Source organism: Curtobacterium sp. MCSS17_007 (assembly GCF_003234175.2).
In the GTDB taxonomy this organism is placed as follows: domain Bacteria; phylum Actinomycetota; class Actinomycetes; order Actinomycetales; family Microbacteriaceae; genus Curtobacterium.
This window is the reverse complement of record NZ_CP126257.1, coordinates 773,103-791,331: the sequence shown is the minus strand read 5'-3', so window position 1 is coordinate 791,331 and position 18,229 is coordinate 773,103. Positions and strand designations below refer to the sequence as shown.

Below are 18,229 nucleotides of genomic sequence, written 5' to 3'. Positions count from 1 at the left end.
CCTCAGCTCGCGGAGGGCACGCCCAGTTCCCCGGTCACGTACTGGGCGCGGCCGAAGCCGAACGACCAGTCCTGCGGCCCGTTCTCGACGTACCCGATGAAGACGTCCTCGCTCGCGACGCCGACCTCGGCGAGGCGGTCGTGCACGGCGCGGTACAGCCCCTGCTTCGCCTCGTCGCTGCGCCCGCGCTGCGTGAAGACCTGAACGACCACGACGCCGTCCGTCCGCTCGAAGCCGAGGCCGGCGTCCTGCGCGATGATCTGCTGGGCGGGGTGCTCGGTGATCACCTGGAAGCGGTCGCGCTCCGGGATGCCGTACTCGGCCACGATGGCGGTGTGGATCGCGTCGGCGATCGCGCGGACCTGTTCTGGGGTGCGGCCGGTGGCGAGGTCGATACGGACGAGCGGCATGGTGCCTCCTTGTTGGGTAAATTTGTCCTTACATACTAACAAGCACGGGTTCGAGCAGTCTCCCCGTGACGAACTGGAGGCGCGATGCGAGCCCGCACCGCGCCTCCAGATCGACTCGCGACCGGTCTACAGCACCGGTGCCGCCGCATCCGTCGTCAAGCGTCCGTCGACCCGCGCCACGTCGTGCCACGCGCCGTCGGCGAGCGATGCCTCCGCCGCCTCGACGATCGACGCGGCCGCCAGGCCGTCGGCGACCGACGGCGCGAGCTGCTCGCCGCGCAGCACGCTCGCGACGAACTGCGCCGCCTCGATCGTCTTGAGGTCGTCGTACCCCATCGCCGTGCCGGCACCGGGCTGGAAGCGCGCGAACTGGCCGTCCCCCGGCGCGACGAGGTGCGTGACGTAGCCGTCGACCTCCTGGTCGTCGAGGGCCACCTGCAGCTCGTTCAGGCGCTGGAAGTCCCAGCGCACCGAGCCCCTCGTGCCGTAGACCTCGAGCGTGTACTCGGCGTGCGGCCCCCGCACCACCCGACTCGAGTCCATGGTGCCGACCGCGCCGTCCTCGAAGCGGAACAGCAGGGCGGCGTAGTCCTCGTTCTCGACCGGCCCGTGCTCGCCCGCCACCGCGGCGGAGCGGTCGACGATCCCCTGACCCGGTCGTGGCCTGGTCGGGATGAACGTCTCGGCGACCGCGGTGACGCTCGCGATCCGGCCGACCAGGTACTGCGCCAGGTCGAGCCCGTGCGACAGCAGGTCGCCGAGGACGCCCGACCCCGCCCGCTCCCGCTCGAAGCGCCAGGTGAGCGGGGCGTCCGGGTCGGACGAGTAGTCGGCGAGGAGCGACCCCCGCACGTTGGTGATGCGTCCGAGGCGGCCGCTCCGGACGAGCTCCCGTGCGCGCTGGATCGCCGGCGCGTGCCGGTAGTTGAAGCCGACGCTCGTGACGAGTCCTGCTCGCTCGACGGCCTCGTGGATCGCGCGGGAGTCGCTGGCGTACCGCCCCATCGGCTTCTCGATCCAGAACGGCTTGCCGGCCTCGGCCGCCGCGACCGCCATCTCGCGGTGCAGGAAGTTGGGCGAGCAGATCGAGACGACGTCGACCGCGGGGTCGGCGAGGACCTCGTGGAAGTCGGCGACCGCGCGTTCGTACCCGAGCCGGCTGACGGCCTGCTCGCGGGCCTCGGGCACCGGGTCCGCGGCGACCACCAGCCTCGGGCGGACCCCGAGCTCCGGGAAGTGGTCGGGCAGGGCGCGGTAGGCGCGGGAGTGCAGTCGCCCCATCCACCCGACCGAGACGAGCCCGACACCGAGGGTGTCTGCGGTCATGCTGCGAAGTCGTCGGGGTGCGGGTCGATGAGCACGCGGATGTCCGATGCCTCGATGATCGGCAGGAGTTCCTCCATCGACCGGTAGAACGCGTCCTCGGACTCCTCCGCCCGTTCGGGACGGCCGGAGAACTCGGTGTTGATGGTGTCGACACCGAGCCGCTTCGTGATCTCGATGACGCGCTTCCACTTCTGCACCGCGGCCTCGCGGGCGTCGCGGTCGGGGCCGGACCACCGCAGGACCGGCAGCACACTGGCGATGCCGACGCCGGCGTCACGGCAGGCGGCGGCGAACGCGTCGACGAGGTCGTCGTCCGCCTTGGGGTGCCGGTAGAACGGGATGAAGTCCTTGTGTGGGGTCAGCTGCAGGTGGTCGTACCCGAGCTCGGCGACCTTCCGCGGGAACTCGAGCAGCGACAGGTCGTGGTGGAACGGCGTGGGGTCGAGTGCGATCTTCGGCACGGGCTACGCCCCCACGAGCTCGTCGGTGGCGTCGACACCGTAGAACGCCGGCTTCTCGAGCGCGTACTCGACCGCCTCGGTCACACCGGACTGCTGCGCCCGCACCGCGACCTCGGCGACGACGGACGCCGTGTACCCGTCCCAGGCACTCGGTCCGTCGATCCCGCCCCGGCGGGCTGCGTCGACCCAGCGCTGGACCTCTTCGTCGTAGGCGGCACCGAAGCGCTCCTTGAACGACGGCGTCACGCCCTGACCGGACGCACCCGCGGTGACGACGGTGGCCGAGGTGTCACGACCGATGTACGCGACACCCGACTCGAACACCGCGTCGGTGGTGACCTGGTACCCGAACTGCGCGTTGACGTTGATCTCGACGATCGCCATCGTGCCCGACTCGGTGGTGAACAGCACGAACTGGGGCTCGGGCAGGTCTGCCGGGGCGAGCGAGTTCTTGCGCGGCTTCTTCACCTCGACCGCCACGATCGACTCGCCCGTCAGGAACGGGATGATGTCGATCTCGTGGATGACCGAGTCGTGGATCAGCATCGACTCGCTGAAGTTCGGGGGCGTCGTCGGGTTGCGGTGCGCGTGGTGCAGCGCCAGCAGGGCGCCGTGGGCACCGGACTCGCGGAGTGCCTTGAGCTCCTGGTACCCGGCGTCGAAGCGGCGCATGAAGCCGACCTGGATCTTCGGGCGCTCGGCGTGCTGCTGCTCGAGCTCGACGATGCGCAGACTGTCCTCGGCGCTGGTCGTCAGCGGCTTCTCGCACAGGACGGCCAGGCCCCGCTCGAGCGCCGTCACGAGGATCGGCTCGTGCAGGAAGCCCGGTGTGGCGATGATGACGCCGTCGACCTGGGTGGCCCCGAGCGCCTCCTCGAAGGACGCTGCCGTGATCGCGCCCGGTGCGAGGGCTGCGGCGGCCCGGGCGCGGGCCTCGTCCGGCTCGACGACCGCGACGACGTCGGCGTTCGAGATCTTCGCGGTGATGCGACGGACGTGGTCGGCGCCCATCATGCCGGCGCCGACGACGGCGACGCGGAGGTTCTGCGTGGTCATGCTGGTGTTCTCCCGGGTTGGTGACGGCGCGTCAGGAGACGCGAGCGGCCGAGGTGGAGCCGAAGATGTGCTGGAAGGTGCGGTCCGCGATGGGGCCGGGAGCGTCGACCGAGCAGCCGTACATGTCCTGCTCGACGATGCCGAAGATGTCCGGGTCGATCTGCGCGACCGCCTCGATGATCGGCGCCAGCGCCGGCGTGCCGTGCGGGGGTTCGGTCATGATCCCCTGCGACACGGCGGTGGCGAAGGGGACGTCGTTCTTCAGCACGTCGAACAGCAGGTCGGTGTCCACCTGCTTGAGGTGCAGGTAGCCGATGCGCTCGGGGTGCTCGGCGATGAGCTCGAGGTTGTCGCCGCCGTAGTAGGCGAAGTGGCCCGTGTCCAGGCAGAGGTTCGTGTACTCGGGGCTGGTGACCTCGAGGAAGCGCACGGTCTCCTCGTAGGTCCCGACGTGACTGTCCGCGTGCGTGTGGAACTGCTGGTGGACGCCGAACTCCTCGAGCAGCGCCTTCCCGAGCTGGTCGTGCCCCTTGCCCAGTCGGTCCCACTGCTCTCCGGTCAGCGTCCGCGGCTCGAGGACCTCCTCCGTCGCGTCCGACCGCCAGAGGTCCGGGATCGTGACGAGGTGCTGGGCACCGAGCTTCGCAGCGAGCCCCGCCACCGCGACGGCCTGGTCCCAGGCGCGCTGGAACTGGTCGTCGCCCTTGTGGAACCCGGTGAAGACGGTGCCGGCCGAGAGCTTGAGCCCGCGGGACTCGAGTTCGTCGGAGAGCTGGTTCGGGTCCGTCGGCAGGTACCCGTAGGGTCCGAGCTCGATCCACTCGTAGCCCGCGGCCGCCGCCTCGTCGAGGAAGCGCTGCCACGGCACCTGCTTCGGGTCGTCCGGGAACCAGACGCCCCACGAGTCGGGCGCCGTGCCGATCCGGATCGAGGCGGGCGCCGCGTCCGTGGACGGGGACCCGATGGGGGTTGCGGTGTCGGTCATGACGTCGCTGTCGCTTTCTGGGCCGCGGCCCGGGTGTGGTGGAGTGGTCAGCCGAGCAGGGGCCGCTGCGACGCGACCTGCTGTTCGTACTCGGCACGGGCGGCACGGGTGCTCTCGAGCGTGGAGGTCTGCGCGACCGGCACGTCCCACCAGCCGTCGCCCTCGGGGGCGTAGACGAGCGGGTCCGAGTTGATGTGCACGAGCGTGGTGTGGTCGTTCGCCTTCGCCTGGCGCACCGCGGCCTTGAGGTCCTCGATGGCGTGCGGGCCGGGCTGCACCTCGATCACGTCGACGCCGTACGACCGGGCGTTCGCGGCGAGGTCGACGGGCAGCGGGTCGCCGTCGTCGAACGAACGGGTCTCGTCGAGGTACCGGTACTTCGTGCCGTAGCGCTCGGAACCGACGGTCTCGGACAGGTGTCCGATCGACGCGTACCCGTGGTTCTGGATGAGCACGACGATGATCTTGATGCCCTCGGCGACGGCGGTGACGAGCTCGGTGTGCAGCATGAGGTACGAGCCGTCGCCGACCATGACGATCGCGTCGCGGTCCGGGGCACCGCGACGGACGCCGATGCCTCCGGCGATCTCGTAGCCCATGCACGAGAACGCGTACTCGACGTGGTAGCCGAGTGCGTCCCGCACCCGCCACAGCTTGTGCAGGTCGCCCGGCAGCGAGCCGGCCGCCTGGATGACGACGTCGCGGGGGTCGGAGACCTCCTGCACGGCGCCGATGATCTCCGGCTGTCCGGGCAGGGCGCTGCCCGACGGCGCGAACGCGGCGTCCACCGTCTGGTCCCACTCCTGCTTGCGCGACGCGATCTCGGCGGCGTAGCCGGCGTCCACGGCGGAGGACGACCCGGTCGTGAGTGCCGATGTGAGCGCGACCAGCGCCTCCCGGGCGTCCGCGACGAGCGGCAGCTGCGAGCCGTGCTTGTAGGCGTCGAACGCCGCGACGTTGACGTTCACGAAGGTGACGTCCGGGTCCTGGAACGCGGTGCGCGACGCGGTCGTGAAGTCGCTGTAGCGCGTGCCGATCCCGATCACGACGTCGGCCTGGGCCGCGATCGCGTTGGCGGCGGCCGTCCCGGTCGCGCCGATGCCGCCGAGGTACTGCGGGTGGTCCCAGCTGAGCGAACCGCCACCCGCCTGCGAGGTGCCGACCGGGATCCCGGTCGCCTCGACGAACGCGCGCAGCTCGTCCTCTGCGCCCGAGTACAGGACGCCGCCGCCGGCGACGATGACCGGTCGCTCCGCAGCCGCGATCGCCGCGACGGCGCGGGCGAGCGGGCCGTGCTCGGGCAGCGGGCGGCGGATGTGCCACTCGCGGGGCTGCAGGAAGGCGACGGGGACGTCGAACTCCTCGGCCTGCACGTCCTCCGGCAGGGCGATCGTCACGGCACCGGTCTCGGCCGGGTCGGTGAGCACACGCATCGCGGCGAGCGCGATCGAGAACAGCTGCTCCGGGCGCTCGACGCGGTCGAAGTACCGCGACAGCGGGCGGAACGCGTCGGTCACCTGCAGCGAGGTGTCGTGCGGCAGTTCGATCTGCTGCAGGACCGGGTCGGTCGTGCGCGTGGCGAAGGTGTCCGACGGCAGCAGCAGCGCGGGCAGCCGGTTCGTCGTCGCGAGGGCGGCGGCGGTCAGCATGTTCGCGGCGCCGGGGCCGACCGACGCCGTGCTGGCGAACGTCGCCCGGCGGCGGTGCATGCGGGCGAAGCCGACGGCCTCGTGGACCATCGCCTGCTCGTTCCGGGCCTGGTGGTACGGCAGCAGGCCGGGCTGCTCGACGTGCAGCTGCTTGATCGCCTGGCCGAGCCCGGCGACGTTGCCGTGCCCGAAGATGCCGAAGATCCCGGGGATGGTGCGCTCGCGGACGTCGCCGTCGACGGTCCACTGGTTGGCGAGGAACTCGACGAGTGCCTGGCCGACGGTCATCCGGCGGGTCTGCTCCGCACCGGTGTGCTGGCTCATCGGGAGGGCTCCTTCTCGTAGGGCAGGCGCGGATCGACCGGTTCCGAGGTCCACGTCTGACGGACCCAGCCGTGGGCGGGGTCGTCGGTGATGTTCCAGACGCGCTCCGGGTCCGGCCCGGCCATCACGTTGAGGTAGTACATGTCGTAGCCCGGTGCCGCCACGGCCGGACCGTGCCAGCCGTAGGGCACGAGAGCGATGTCGCCGGTCCGCACCTGGCGGAACTCGTCGATCGGGCGGTCGTCGGACGCGTACGTCCGGTGCAGTGCGAACGGATCGGCCTCGGGGGGAGCGGAGACGCCCCGGGCGACGGCGGTCTCGTAGTAGTAGATCTCCTCGAGGTCCGACTCCTGCCCGGGCACGAGCGTGTCGTGCTTGTGCGGCGGGTACGACGACCAGTTGCCGGCCGGCGTGATCACCTCGCAGACGATGAAGCCCACGGCGTCGAGCGCCGCAGGAGTGCCGAAGTTGTGCACCTGTCGGCTCGACTGCCCCGCGCCGCGGAGCTCCACCGGGACGTCGTCGCGGGCGATGTACACGCTCGGCTTGACGGTACCGGTGGGCGCCTCGGCCACGGCGATCCGGCCGGAACCGGTGATCGTCGCGGCGGTGCCGGACCCGAGGTACAGGACGTCGGTCTGCCCCTCGAAGACGCCGGCGCGTCCCTCGAGCGCCTGCTCGGTGTCGTCGTACGCGACGGTGAAGCTGCCCGCGAGCGGGACGATGAGCCGCTCGACCGCGTCGGCCGGGAGGCGCAGCTCACCCCCGTCCTGCAGGGCACCGGTCCGCAGACCGGTGTGCGTCCACCCCTGGATGCGGCCGTCGACGACGTCGGTCCAGCCCGCCTCGGGGCGGGAGCCCGCCGGGATGAACCAGCGGTCGTGCTGTTGCTGTTCGTTCGCCATGCTGCGGATCAGCCGTTCGACGGGAAGCCGAGGTCGACACCGCCGTGCGTGGCCGGGTCGAGCCAGCGGGAGGTGATCGCCTTCTGGCGGGTGAAGAAGCTCACGCCGTCGGCGCCGTACGCCTTGTGGTCGCCGAACAGGGAGTTCTTCCACCCGCCGAACGAGTAGTAGGCCACCGGGACCGGGATCGGGACGTTGATGCCGATCATGCCGACCTGCACGTCGCGCTGGAACCGGCGGGCGGCGCCGCCGTCGTTGGTGAAGATCGCGGTGCCGTTGCCGAAGGCGCCGGAATTGATCAGCTCGAGGCCTTCGTCGTAGGACTGCACGCGGACGACGCTCAGCACCGGGCCGAAGATCTCCTCGGTGTACACGCGGCTCGTGGTGGGCACCTCGTCGATCAGCGTCGGACCGAGCCAGAACCCGTTCTCGTCGCCGTCGGGTCGGACGGTGCGGCCGTCCACCACGACCACCGCACCGTCCTGCTCGGCGACCTCGATGTACGAGGCGACCTTGTCGCGGTGCTGCTCGGTGACGAGCGGACCCATGTCGCAGCCACGGCGTCCGTCGCCGATGCGCAGGGTGGCCGCGCGCTCCGTGATCTTCTGGATGAGTTCGTCCGCGACGGGCTCGACCGCCACGACGACCGAGATCGCCATGCAGCGCTCACCGGCCGAGCCGAAGCCGGCGTTGATCGCGTTGTCCGCGACGAGGTCGAGGTCGGCGTCGGGCAGGACGAGCATGTGGTTCTTCGCACCACCGAGCGCCTGGACGCGCTTGCCGTGCTTCGTGCCGGTCTCGTACACGTACTGGGCGATGGGGGTGGAACCGACGAACGAGATCGACTCGACGTCGGGGCTGGTGAGGAGTCCGTCGACCGAGGCCTTGTCGCCGTTGAGCACCGTGAATACGCCGTCGGGCAGGCCGGCCTCCTTGAACTTCGCGGCCAGCCAGATCGCTGCGGACGGGTCCTTCTCGCTGGGCTTCAGCACGACGGTGTTGCCGGCGGCGATCGCGATCGGCAGGAACCAGAGCGGCACCATCGCCGGGAAGTTGAAGGGCGAGATGATCCCGACCACGCCGAGCGGCTGGCGGATCGAGTACACGTCGATGCCGGTCGAGACCTGGTCGGAGAACTCGCCCTTCATCAGCGACGGGATGTTCGTCGCGAGCTCCACGACCTCCTGCCCACGGGCGATCTCGCCCAGGGCGTCGTCGATGACCTTGCCGTGCTCGCTCGTGATGATCTCGGCGAGCTCGGCCTTGTCGCGGTTCAGGACCTCGCGGAAGGCGAACAGGATCTGCTGCCGCTTCGCGAGCGACAGGGTGCTCCACGCCGGGAACGCAGCCTTGGCACTCGCGATCGCCCGCTGGATCTCGGCCTCGTCGGCCAGGGCGACCTGCTTCGTCACGACGCCGAGCGCCGGGTCGTACACCGGGGCGGTCCGTCCGGAGGTCGACGCGACGTGCGCGCCGTCGATCCAGTGCCCGACGGTGGTGGTCTCGGTGCTGGTGGTCATGCGTTGCTTCCTTCCGGGACGGACGTGTCCAGGGTGGTGGACGTGGTGGGCGAGTCGGCGTGACCGCGAGCCGGTGTGGAGAACTCGCCACGGTCCTCCCGGCTGTGGACGAGTGCGGAGGCGACGTCGACCGCGGTGGCGACGTCCCCGTCCTGCGGGTAGAGGAGGGTCCGGCCGACGACGAGTCCGCGGACGCCCGGCAGGGCGAGCGCGTCCGCCCACGTGGCGTACGTCTCGTCCGGGCTGCCGGACGGGTCGCCACCGAGCAGCAGCGTCGGCAGGGTGGTCGCGGCCATGACGCGCGCCATGTCGTCGACCACCGGGATCTTCAGCCAGCTGTAGGCGCTCGACTCCCCGAGGCCCGCGGCGATCGCCATCGACGTGATCACGGCGTCGGCGGTCAGGTCGTTGACCACCTTGCCGTCGCGCCACGACGACATGAACGGCTCGAGCATGATCGGCAGCTGCAGCGCGGCCGCCTCGCTGACGGCACGCGCCGTGGCCTCGAGCGTGGGCGCCGTGCCGGCATCGTCGAGGGCGACGCGGACGAGCAGCTTCGCGAAGTCCAGGCCGGCGTCCTTGATCGCCCGCGCGGAGTACGCGGTGTAGCGGTCGTCGAGCTCGAACGAGGCACCGCGCAGGCCGCCCCGGTTCATCGACCCGACGACGACCTTGCCGTCGAGCGCTCCGAGGAGCGCGAGGTCCTCGAGGACGTCCGGTGTGCCGAGGACACCGTCGACGCCCGGTCGGGCGAGGGCCACGACGAGGCGTTCGAGCAGGTCGTAGCGGTCGGCCATCGCCGACGCGTCGTCGCGCACGGCGAGCGCACCGCGGGCGGGGTGGTCGGCGGCGACGATGAAGAGCTTGCCGTCGTCGGCGAGGAGCGGTCGGCGGGTCCGGGTCCGCAGGACCGCGGCGACCCGTTCCGGCGACCCGGCACGCAGGTCGCGCAGCCGGGCGAAGTCGGCAGGGCTGATCTCAGGCATCGACGCCCTCCTTCGTGGTCGCCTGCGCCGGGTTCGTGCGCAGGAAGTCCTCGATCTCGTCGCTCGTCGGCATCGCGGTCGAGCACTCGAACCGGGTGGCGACGATGGCACCGGCCGCGTTCGCGAAGGCGAGGGTGCGGTCGAGGCTCCAGCCCTGCAGCAGCCCGTGCACCAGGGCCCCGCCGAAGCCGTCGCCGGACCCCAGCCCGTTGACGACGTCGATGGTGTGCGGTCGGTACTCGACGGTCTCGTCGCGGGTCTTCGCCAGCACGCCCTTGGGTCCCTGCTTCACGATCGCGATCTCGACGCCACGCTCGAGCAGGGCGTCCGCGGCGCGGACGGGGTCGGTCTCCCCCACGGCGACCTCGCACTCCTCGCGGTTGCCGACGGCGACGGTGGCGTGCTCGAGCGCGACGGCGACCTCACGCGTGGCGGCCTCGGGACTCGACCAGAACACCGCCCGGTAGTCCAGGTCGAGCACGGTGTGGAGCTCCGTGCTGCCCGAGGTGTCCCGCAGTGCCGCGCTCCGCGCCTCGAAGGCCGTGTGGTGCGCGCTGCGGCTCGGCTCCTCGCTGAGTCCCGTCACCGTCGTCCAGAAGACCCGCGCGCGCTCGATGGCGTGCAGCGGCAGGGACTTCGCGGTGATCATGAGGTCCGGGGCCTTCGGCGCCCGGTAGAAGTACAGCGGGAAGTCGTCCGGCGGGAAGATCTCGCAGAAGGCCACCGGGGTGTTGAGCCCGTCGACCGTGGTGACGAAGTCGTTCGCCACGCCGAACTCCGGCAGGGTGCGCGCGATGTAGCGGCCGAACGGGTCGTTGCCGGTGCGGGTGATCACCGCGGCGTCCGCACCGTGTCGAGCTGCGGCGATGGCGACGTTGGTCGCGCTCCCGCCGACGGACTTCGAGAAGGTCGAGACGTCCTCGAGCGGGCCGGTCTGCTGGGGGTAGACGTCGACGCTGACGCGTCCCATCGTGATCACGTCGTGGGCGTGAGGAGCTTCGTTGGTCATGCGACGTGATGGACCTTCCGTTCGGCTTCGTCGGCGGACGATCACGACTGTACACGGACTTTGCCCTAATGTCAGTACATGGATCGAGAGGGGTGCGGCGAGCGGCTCCGGCGGGCCGGGAGGCGCGTGTCGGTGGGACCTGCCACAGTCGCGTCATGCAGATCCTCGCCCTGGTCATCGGCCTCGTCCTCGGGATCGCCGTGGGCGCCGTCGTCGCGTGGTCGCTCGCCCGTGCGCGCGCCGGCGTCGACGCCGCCTCGGCCCGCGCCACGGCGGACGCGCTGCGCGCCCAGCTCGATTCCGTGCGCGCCGACGCCGAGGAACGGCTCGACGCCCAGGACGCCCAGTACCGCCGCCAGGTCGACTCGCTCGAACGCCGTGCCGCCGAGCTCGAGCACCTCGTGCAGCGGATGCACGGGGCCGACGCGGCGCGCAACCAGGGCGAGTCGAAGGTGCTGTCGGCGCTCAGCCCCGTGGCGCAGACGCTCGACCAGATGCGGGCGAAGATCGCCGAGCTCGAGCAGTCGCGGACCGAGCAGTACGGCGCACTGTCCGCCCAGCTGCGGTCCGCCGCCGAGTCCGAGGAACGACTCCGCGCCACGGCCGACACGCTCGCGAGCGCCCTGTCGTCGAACAGCACCCGGGGCGTCTGGGGCGAGACGCAGCTGCGCAACGTCGTCGAGGCAGCCGGCCTGCTCGAACGGGTCGACTTCGACGTGCAGTCCTCGGTGACGACCAGCGCCGGCACCGCCCGACCCGACATGGTCGTGCACCTCCCGGGCGGCAAGACCATCGCCGTCGATGCGAAGGTGCCCTTCAGCGCCTACCTGCAGGCCGCCGAGATCCCGGCGAGCGCGACCGGGGCCGAGGGCGCCCGGCGTGACCAGCTGATCGGGCAGCACGTGAAGGCGCTGCGCGCGCACGTGGACGCCCTCGCTGCGCGGGAGTACTGGACCGGCTACGACGCATCGCCCGAGCTGACGATCGCCTTCATCCCGTCCGAGTCCCTGATCTCGAGCGCCCTCGCCGCCGATCCGGGGCTGCTGGACCACGCGTTCCGCAAGCGGATCGCCCTGGCGTCACCCGTCACGCTGTGGTCGGTGCTGAAGACCGTCGCGTTCTCGTGGCAGCAGGACGTCGTCACCGCCGAGGCGCGGGAGCTCTTCCGGGTCTCCCGGGAGCTCTACGGCCGCCTGGCGACGCTCGGGGGCCACGTCGACAAGCTGGGCCGGGCGATCCGCGGGTCCGTGGTCGACTACAACCGCTTCGTGGGGTCGCTCGAGCGCCAGGTGCTGCCGAGCGCCCGGCGACTGTCACTGCTCGACGAGTCGAAGGTGCTCGCCGACCCGGGGACGATCGACGACGAGCCGCGGCTGCTCACCGCGCCCGAGCTCGTCGGCGCGCTCGACGACGACTGAGCGCGGCGTCGCCGCGGCGCGACGTGCTCCCGCACGACGAGCCGCACCCCGAACCACGTGATCCCGTGGTTCGGGGTGCTTCCGGTCGTGCAGGCGGTCAGACGCGCGGCGGCACCGACGGACGTCAGCACACCGGCTGGGTCAGAACCACTTCTCGGCGCGGTGGTCCGCCTGGATGCGCCGGATGGTGTTCGAGCGGGAGCGGAGGACGAGCGAGTCCGTGTGGATGACACCGCGCGACCGGCGGACACCGTCCACGAGCACACCGTCGGTGACACCGGTGGCGACGAAGAAGGTGTTGTCGCCCGTCACCAGGTCGTCCTGGTCGAGCACCTTGTCGAGGTCGTGGCCGGCGTCCAGGGCCTTCTGGCGCTCCTCGTCGTCCTTCGGCTGCAGCTTGCCGAGGATCACACCGCCGAGCGCCTTGATCGCGCACGCGGTGATGATGCCCTCGGGGGTGCCGCCGACACCGACGCACATGTCGATCTTCGAACCCGGCAGCGCCGCCGAGATGCCTCCGGCGACGTCGCCGTCGAGCAGCAGGCGGGTGCCGGCGCCCGTGGCACGGATCGCGCGGATGAGTTCGTCGTGACGGGGACGGTCGAGGACGGCGATCTGCATGTCCTCGATGTCCTTGTGCTTCGCCTTCGCGAGCGCGCGGATGTTCTCACCGATCGGCTTCTCGAGGTCGAGGACCCCGCGCCCCTCGGGACCGGCCGCGATCTTGTCCATGTAGAAGACGGCGGACGGGTCGTACATCGAGCCGCGGTCCGAGACGGCCATCACGGAGATGGCGTTCTGGCGGCCGGCGGCCGTGAGCGAGGTGCCGTCGATCGGGTCGACCGCGATGTCGCAGGCCGGCCCGTGACCGTTGCCGACGTGCTCGCCGTTGTAGAGCATCGGCGCGTTGTCCTTCTCGCCCTCGCCGATCACGACGACGCCGTCGAAGTTCACGGTGCCGAGGAACTTGCGCATCGCGTCGACGGCCGCTCCGTCCGCGAGGTTCTTCTCGCCCCGGCCGACCCACGGCTGTGCACGGATCGCGGCGGCCTCCGTCGCACGCACGAGCTCGAGCGCCAGGTTGCGGTCGGGCTGGAGGAACAGGGAGCCGGTTTCCGTAGTGGGAGTCACGACCAGAGCCTACCCACCGCACTCACAGCCCTCACGCCGACTGCACGGACGTGCACGTGTCACCCGTGGAGGACCGCTGACTAGGCTCGGCGACGACACCACCGAAGTCGAAGGAGATCGCAGTGCCCATCGCAACGCCGGAACAGTACGCCGAGATGCTCGAACGAGCGAAGGCCGGCAAGTTCGCCTACCCCGCGGTGAACGTGTCCTCCTCCCAGACGATCAACGCGGTCCTCCAGGGTCTGCAGGAGGCCGGTTCGGACGGCATCCTCCAGGTGACGACCGGCGGCGCCGACTACTTCGCCGGCCACACCGTCAAGAACCGCGCGGCGGGCGCCCTCGCGATGGCCCGCTTCGCGCACGAGGTCGCGAAGAACTACGACGTCACCGTCGCACTGCACACCGACCACTGCCCGAAGGATGCCCTCGACGGCTTCGTCATGCCCCTCATCGCCGCGAGCGAGGAGGAGGTCCGCCAGGGCCGCAACCCGATCTTCCAGTCGCACATGTGGGACGGCTCGGCCGTGCCGCTCGACGAGAACATCGAGATCGCCCGCACGATGATCGAGAAGACGCGCAACATCAACGCGATCCTCGAGGTCGAGATCGGCGTCGTCGGCGGCGAAGAGGACGGCGTCCAGCACGAGGGCACCAACGACGCGCTGTACACGACCCCGAACGACGTCGAGAAGGTCGTCGACGCGCTCGGGCTGGGTGACCGGGGTCGCTGGATCGCCGCCCTGACCTTCGGCAACGTGCACGGCGTCTACAAGCCGGGCAACGTCAAGCTCCGTCCGGAACTCCTCGGCGAGATCCAGGCCTCGGTCGCGCAGAAGCACGGCACCGGCGAGAACCCGCTCGACCTCGTCTTCCACGGCGGTTCCGGCTCGACCGACGACGAGATCCACGAGGCCGTCCGCAACGGCGTCATCAAGATGAACATCGACACGGACACGCAGTACGCGTTCACCCGCTCGATCGCCGACTCGATGTTCCGCAACTACGAGGGCGTCCTGAAGATCGACGGCGAGGTCGGCAACAAGAAGCAGTACGACCCGCGCGCCTGGGGCAAGGTCGCCGAGACCGCCATGGCGGCACGCGTGGTCGAGGCCGCGAAGGTCCTCGGCTCGGCCGGGAACAGCAAGGGCTGATCCGGTCGCACGCCGGCGGTCACCAGCCGGGAGGAACGGGGCGCGTCCGACGGACGCGCCCCGTTCCGCGTCCGGTCACCACCACCGCGCGTGCCACGATGGGCAGGTGACCACCGACGCCATCGCCTCCTCGTTCGCCCAGTACGTCACCGAGTCCCCAACCGCGTTCCACGCGGCCGCGGTCGCACGGGACCAGCTCGTGGCGGCCGGGTTCACCGAGCTGTCGGAGCTCGACGCCTGGCCGACCGAGGCCGGCGCCTACGTCGTCGTGCGTGACGGGGCCGTCATCGCCTGGCGGCTCCCGGAGTCGGCCGTGGCGACCACCCCGTTCCGGATCCTCGGCGCGCACACCGACTCCCCCGGGTTCCGCATCAAGCCGAACCCGACCGTGCGCGTCGGCGGCTGGGAGCAGCTCAACGTCGAGGTCTACGGCGGCGCGCTCCTGTCGACGTGGTTCGACCGCGACCTCCGCATCGCCGGCCGCGTTGTCGACGCCGACGGCTCGGTGCGCCTCGTGTCGACCGACGCCGTTGCCCGGATCCCGAACCTCGCGATCCACCTCGACCGCGGGGTGAACGACGGCAAGGAGATCGACCGGCAGCGCCACACCCTGCCGGTCGTCGGCACGGACGGCACCGCCGGCGGCACCGACGTGCTCGCGTGGCTGCGCGGTCGGCTCGGGGACGACGCGGTGTCGTGGGACCTCTTCCTGGCGGACACGCAGGCCCCGGCACGGATCGGCATCGACCGGGAGTTCCTCGCGTCCGGTCGGATGGACAACCTGACGAGCGTGCACGCCGGGCTCCGCGGGATCATCGACGCACCGGCCGACGGCGACCACATCCCGGTCTTCGCGGCGTTCGACCACGAGGAGATCGGCTCGTCGACCCCGTCCGGTGCGGGCGGTCCGTTCCTCGAGGACGTCCTCGGCCGCGTGCAGGAGGGCCTCGGCGCGACCCGCTCCGAGGCCGCGCGGGCGTTCCGCGCCTCGTGGCTGCTGTCGAGCGACGCCGGCCACCTGGTGCACCCGAACCAGCCCGAGAAGCACGACCCGACCAACCGTCCGCGTCCGGGTGCGGGTCCGCTCCTGAAGATCAGCGCCAACCAGCGCTACATGACCGAGGCGAAGGGTGCAGCCGTCTGGTCCGCCGCGTGCGATGCCGCCGGGGTGTCCTGGCAGCCGTTCGTCAACGTGAACACGATCCCCGGCGGCTCGACCATCGGGCCGATCGCGGCGACCCGGCTCGGCATCCCGACGATCGACATCGGCGTCGGCCTGCTGTCGATGCACTCGGTGCGCGAGCTCGTGCACGTCGACGACCTCGCGGCACTGCACGGCGCGGTCGCTGCCTTCCTGGCGGGGTAGTCGGCCGCCCGCGCCTCGGGCGTCAGAGCGTCAGAGCGTCAGAGCGTCACGACGACCTTGCGCGCGGACACCCCTGCGCGCTGCCGGTCGACGGCGCCCTGGACGGCGTCGAGTCCGTGCCCGACGACGAGCGGCTCGGGCATCGGGCGGATCGAGCCGTCCGCGAGCCCCTCGGGCAGGACCCGACCCCACAGCTCCGGCCCCAGGTCGTCGTCGCGGAGGCTGCTCCCCCACACGAACGCGGCCCGGATGCCGGCCCGGCGTGCCCGCAGGGTGAGCGCCACCGTGGTGAGCCCGATCCTGGTGAACACCGGCAGCATCCCCGGGAAGAGTCGCCGTCGCCCGGCGATCCGGTCGAGCGACACCGGCGTGCTCGCCATCGCCAGCACCGTGCCGCCGGTGCGCCGCAGCACCGCGATGCAGGCGGCGGTCGAGGTCGTCCCGAAGGCGACCGCTCCGACGACCGGCCGTCCGGCGACGGCCGCGACGAGGTCGTCGACCGCCGTCGGCGACCCGTGGTCGACGACGACCTCCGCGCCGAGCGACCGCACGGTGTCGGCGTTGCGGGGCGAGGCGGTGCTCACGACCGTGTACCCGGCGGCCCGGGCGAGTTGCACGGCGTTCATCCCGACGCTCGTCGAGCCGCCCCAGACCACGACGACGCCGGACCGGTCGGACGACGCGTCGGCGGCACCGGGCAGCGGGAGCCCGAGGTGCTTCGGCTGGAACAGCGCGCACGCGGCGGTCGACGCACCGAGCGGCAGGACAGCGGCGCGGTCGAACGACACGTCGTCGGGGATCGCGGCGGTCAGGCGTTCGAGGAGCGCCGTGTGCTCCTGGAACGCGCCCTCGTGCAGCGGGTCACGCCCCCGATCGGTGCCCGTCGCCAGGCCGACCACGCGGTCCCCCGTCCGGAAGCGCGTGACCGCCGGGCCCACCGCGACGACCTCGCCCGCGACGTCGGAACCGAGCACCGCCGGCGTGCGGAGCCAGCGGTAGGTGACGGGCCCCGTGCCCTGGATCACCCAGTCCACGGGGTTGACCGCCACGGCCCGGACGCGGACGACGACCTCGTCGTCGGCGGGCTCGGGAACCGGGAGCCGGTCGACGACGAGGGCGCCCCGGGGTTCGCGCAGGACAGCGGCGGAGTGGTCGGGCACGGTGGGCCTTTCGTCGAGGGTGATGGCACCGGGTGCCATCACCCTACGCTGGAACGGCACCGGGTGTCATCACTAGGGTGTCCCCATGGCGAGATGGGCACCCGACACCCGCGAGCGGTTGCGCGGTGCAGCGCTGGAGCTTTTCGCGGAGCGGGGTTTCGCGGCGACGACGGTCCCGGAGATCGTCGAGCGCGCGGGCGTCACGCGTCGGACGTTCTTCCGGCACTTCAGCGACAAGCGCGAGGTCTTCTTCGGGGACGACGAGATCCCCGTACTGGCCTCCCGGATGATCGCGGCGGCTCCGGCCGGAGCGCCCCCGATGACCGTGGTCGTCGACGGACTCCGGCAGCTCGCAGCCGAACGGTTCGACCCCCGGCGCGACCAGGTGCTCGCGGCGCGGCGGATCATCAGCGCGGAACCCGACCTGCGCGAGCGCGACCTGCGGAAGCAGGAGGACCTGCGGCAGGCGGTCCGGGAGGGCTTCCGTCGCCGCGGCGTGGACGACCGTACCGCGCGGGTCGTCGCCGGCGTGACGGTCCTCGTCCTGCAGACCGCACTCGAGGCCTGGCTCGACGACGCAGATGGTGCGCCGCTCACCGACCACCTCGACGCGACCGTCGACCAGGTCACGTCGATGCTCGCCCCCGGTCCCTGACGGGAGGCACGGGACCGCGCGGCCGCGGCGCTGGCCCCGGACGGTCAGGCGCCGGACTGCTGCAGCAGGGCCTGCACGAAGCCCGGGTCCTGGAACATCACCAGGACGAAGGCGACGAGGCTGATCAGCGACGCGACGCCCCCGCCGAGCAGCGGCACCCAGAACGTCCACTTCCGTGCGCGCAACCGCCGCAGCGACCACCAGGCGACGAGCGCGAAGACGACGACGCTGCTGATCGCCCCGACGACCGCCGCGGTCGACAGGGCCCCCGGGTCGGACAGCTGGAGGCCCTGCTGCCGGAAGGCCTCCCGGACCCTCGATGCGACCTCGGTGACGGCGAGGGACTGCAGGACCGAGAACAGCCCGAACGCCAGCAGACCGACCGTCACCACGAAGTCGAACTGAGACGCACCGTACCGACTGGTGGGCAGCGCGGTCCCTGCCGGCCGACCGTCCGGTCGCTGCGCAGGGGCCCGACCCGGAGCGCTGCGCTGCGACGGCGTCGCGGGTTCCGCGCGAGCTGCGCGCTCGCGCTCCTCGGTCGCCCGCCGCTCCTGCTCGACGAGCACCGGGTTCACCCAGCCTGCCGGCGCGTACTCGCCGTACTCCGGCGCCGGTGTGCCGTGGACCCGGCCGCCCGCGCCACCGGCCGCCGACGTGTCGGGCGCGGGGCGGGCCTCCCGGCCGGACGACGTGTCCGCCACGCGACCCGGCTCG

Annotated in this window: 16 protein-coding genes and 1 pseudogene; 4 read left to right on the top strand and 13 right to left on the bottom strand. The window is 71.5% G+C overall.

The features are described 5' to 3' along the window. Positions 1 to 2 precede the first annotated feature (2 nt). From DEJ22_RS03735 to iolC, 10 genes and pseudogenes are all read right to left on the bottom strand, one after another. Positions 3 to 410: a tautomerase family protein gene (locus tag DEJ22_RS03735; protein WP_111226530.1), complete on the bottom strand. Its 408-nt coding sequence runs from the start codon at positions 408 to 410 to the stop codon at positions 3 to 5. A gap of 126 nt (positions 411 to 536) precedes the next feature. Beyond that, positions 537 to 1,736 (bottom strand): Gfo/Idh/MocA family protein, encoded by a 1,200-nt coding sequence (locus DEJ22_RS03730; protein WP_111226531.1) that lies wholly within the window; start codon positions 1,734 to 1,736, stop codon positions 537 to 539. 5 nt (positions 1,737 to 1,741) lie between these two features. Next, positions 1,742 to 2,197: pseudogene (locus DEJ22_RS03725) on the bottom strand (sugar phosphate isomerase/epimerase family protein); the annotation flags it as partial. Between the two features lie 3 nt (positions 2,198 to 2,200). Beyond that, positions 2,201 to 3,253, bottom strand: a complete 1,053-nt coding sequence (locus tag DEJ22_RS03720; RefSeq protein ID WP_111226532.1) for a Gfo/Idh/MocA family protein — start codon at positions 3,251 to 3,253, stop codon at positions 2,201 to 2,203. A gap of 31 nt (positions 3,254 to 3,284) precedes the next feature. Then, positions 3,285 to 4,238, bottom strand: coding sequence for a sugar phosphate isomerase/epimerase family protein (locus DEJ22_RS03715; RefSeq protein WP_111226533.1), 954 nt, complete (start codon positions 4,236 to 4,238; stop codon positions 3,285 to 3,287). A gap of 47 nt (positions 4,239 to 4,285) precedes the next feature. Continuing rightward, positions 4,286 to 6,211, bottom strand: coding sequence for a 3D-(3,5/4)-trihydroxycyclohexane-1,2-dione acylhydrolase (decyclizing) (iolD, locus tag DEJ22_RS03710; protein ID WP_111226534.1), 1,926 nt, complete (start codon positions 6,209 to 6,211; stop codon positions 4,286 to 4,288). Next, complete coding sequence (gene iolB / locus DEJ22_RS03705; protein ID WP_111226535.1) at positions 6,208 to 7,116, bottom strand: 5-deoxy-glucuronate isomerase; 909 nt, start codon at positions 7,114 to 7,116, stop codon at positions 6,208 to 6,210. The genes iolD and iolB overlap by 4 nt, the downstream gene beginning before the upstream one ends. 8 nt (positions 7,117 to 7,124) lie before the next feature. Next, positions 7,125 to 8,636, bottom strand: a complete 1,512-nt coding sequence (locus DEJ22_RS03700) for a CoA-acylating methylmalonate-semialdehyde dehydrogenase (protein ID WP_111226536.1) — start codon at positions 8,634 to 8,636, stop codon at positions 7,125 to 7,127. Further along, on the bottom strand, positions 8,633 to 9,622 hold the full coding sequence (locus tag DEJ22_RS03695; protein ID WP_111226537.1) for a class I fructose-bisphosphate aldolase: 990 nt from the start codon (positions 9,620 to 9,622) through the stop codon (positions 8,633 to 8,635). The genes DEJ22_RS03700 and DEJ22_RS03695 overlap by 4 nt, the downstream gene beginning before the upstream one ends. Next, positions 9,615 to 10,631: a 5-dehydro-2-deoxygluconokinase gene (iolC, locus tag DEJ22_RS03690; protein WP_111226538.1), complete on the bottom strand. Its 1,017-nt coding sequence runs from the start codon at positions 10,629 to 10,631 to the stop codon at positions 9,615 to 9,617. The genes DEJ22_RS03695 and iolC overlap by 8 nt, the downstream gene beginning before the upstream one ends. Positions 10,632 to 10,786: 155 nt before the next feature. Here iolC and DEJ22_RS03685 point away from each other — a divergent pair, with 155 nt between their 5' ends. Beyond that, positions 10,787 to 12,049, top strand: a complete 1,263-nt coding sequence (locus DEJ22_RS03685; protein WP_111226539.1) for a DNA recombination protein RmuC — start codon at positions 10,787 to 10,789, stop codon at positions 12,047 to 12,049. A 141-nt stretch (positions 12,050 to 12,190) separates the two neighbouring features. Here the strand turns inward: DEJ22_RS03685 and glpX are convergent, their stop codons facing one another. After that, complete coding sequence (gene glpX, locus DEJ22_RS03680) at positions 12,191 to 13,180, bottom strand: class II fructose-bisphosphatase (RefSeq protein ID WP_111226540.1); 990 nt, start codon at positions 13,178 to 13,180, stop codon at positions 12,191 to 12,193. A 122-nt stretch (positions 13,181 to 13,302) separates the two neighbouring features. Here glpX and fbaA point away from each other — a divergent pair, with 122 nt between their 5' ends. Further along, a complete protein-coding gene (gene fbaA, locus DEJ22_RS03675) occupies positions 13,303 to 14,331 on the top strand; it encodes a class II fructose-bisphosphate aldolase (protein WP_066652690.1) in 1,029 nt (342 codons plus the stop codon). Between the two features lie 106 nt (positions 14,332 to 14,437). Then, positions 14,438 to 15,697, top strand: coding sequence for a M18 family aminopeptidase (locus DEJ22_RS03670; RefSeq protein WP_111226541.1), 1,260 nt, complete (start codon positions 14,438 to 14,440; stop codon positions 15,695 to 15,697). Between the two features lie 38 nt (positions 15,698 to 15,735). Here the strand turns inward: DEJ22_RS03670 and DEJ22_RS03665 are convergent, their stop codons facing one another. Next, positions 15,736 to 16,896 carry a zinc-binding alcohol dehydrogenase family protein gene (locus DEJ22_RS03665; protein WP_258379566.1) on the bottom strand — a complete coding sequence of 387 codons (1,161 nt, stop codon included), beginning with the start codon at positions 16,894 to 16,896 and terminating at the stop codon, positions 15,736 to 15,738. A 46-nt stretch (positions 16,897 to 16,942) separates the two neighbouring features. On the opposite strand from DEJ22_RS03665, the gene DEJ22_RS03660 reads away from it, so the two are divergent. Further along, positions 16,943 to 17,512 carry a TetR family transcriptional regulator gene (locus DEJ22_RS03660; protein WP_111226543.1) on the top strand — a complete coding sequence of 190 codons (570 nt, stop codon included), beginning with the start codon at positions 16,943 to 16,945 and terminating at the stop codon, positions 17,510 to 17,512. 44 nt (positions 17,513 to 17,556) lie between these two features. Here DEJ22_RS03660 and DEJ22_RS03655 read toward each other — a convergent pair whose 3' ends face one another. Further along, positions 17,557 to 18,216 carry a DUF6264 family protein gene (locus DEJ22_RS03655; protein ID WP_146241702.1) on the bottom strand — a complete coding sequence of 220 codons (660 nt, stop codon included), beginning with the start codon at positions 18,214 to 18,216 and terminating at the stop codon, positions 17,557 to 17,559. Between the last annotated feature and the right edge of the window lie 13 nt (positions 18,217 to 18,229).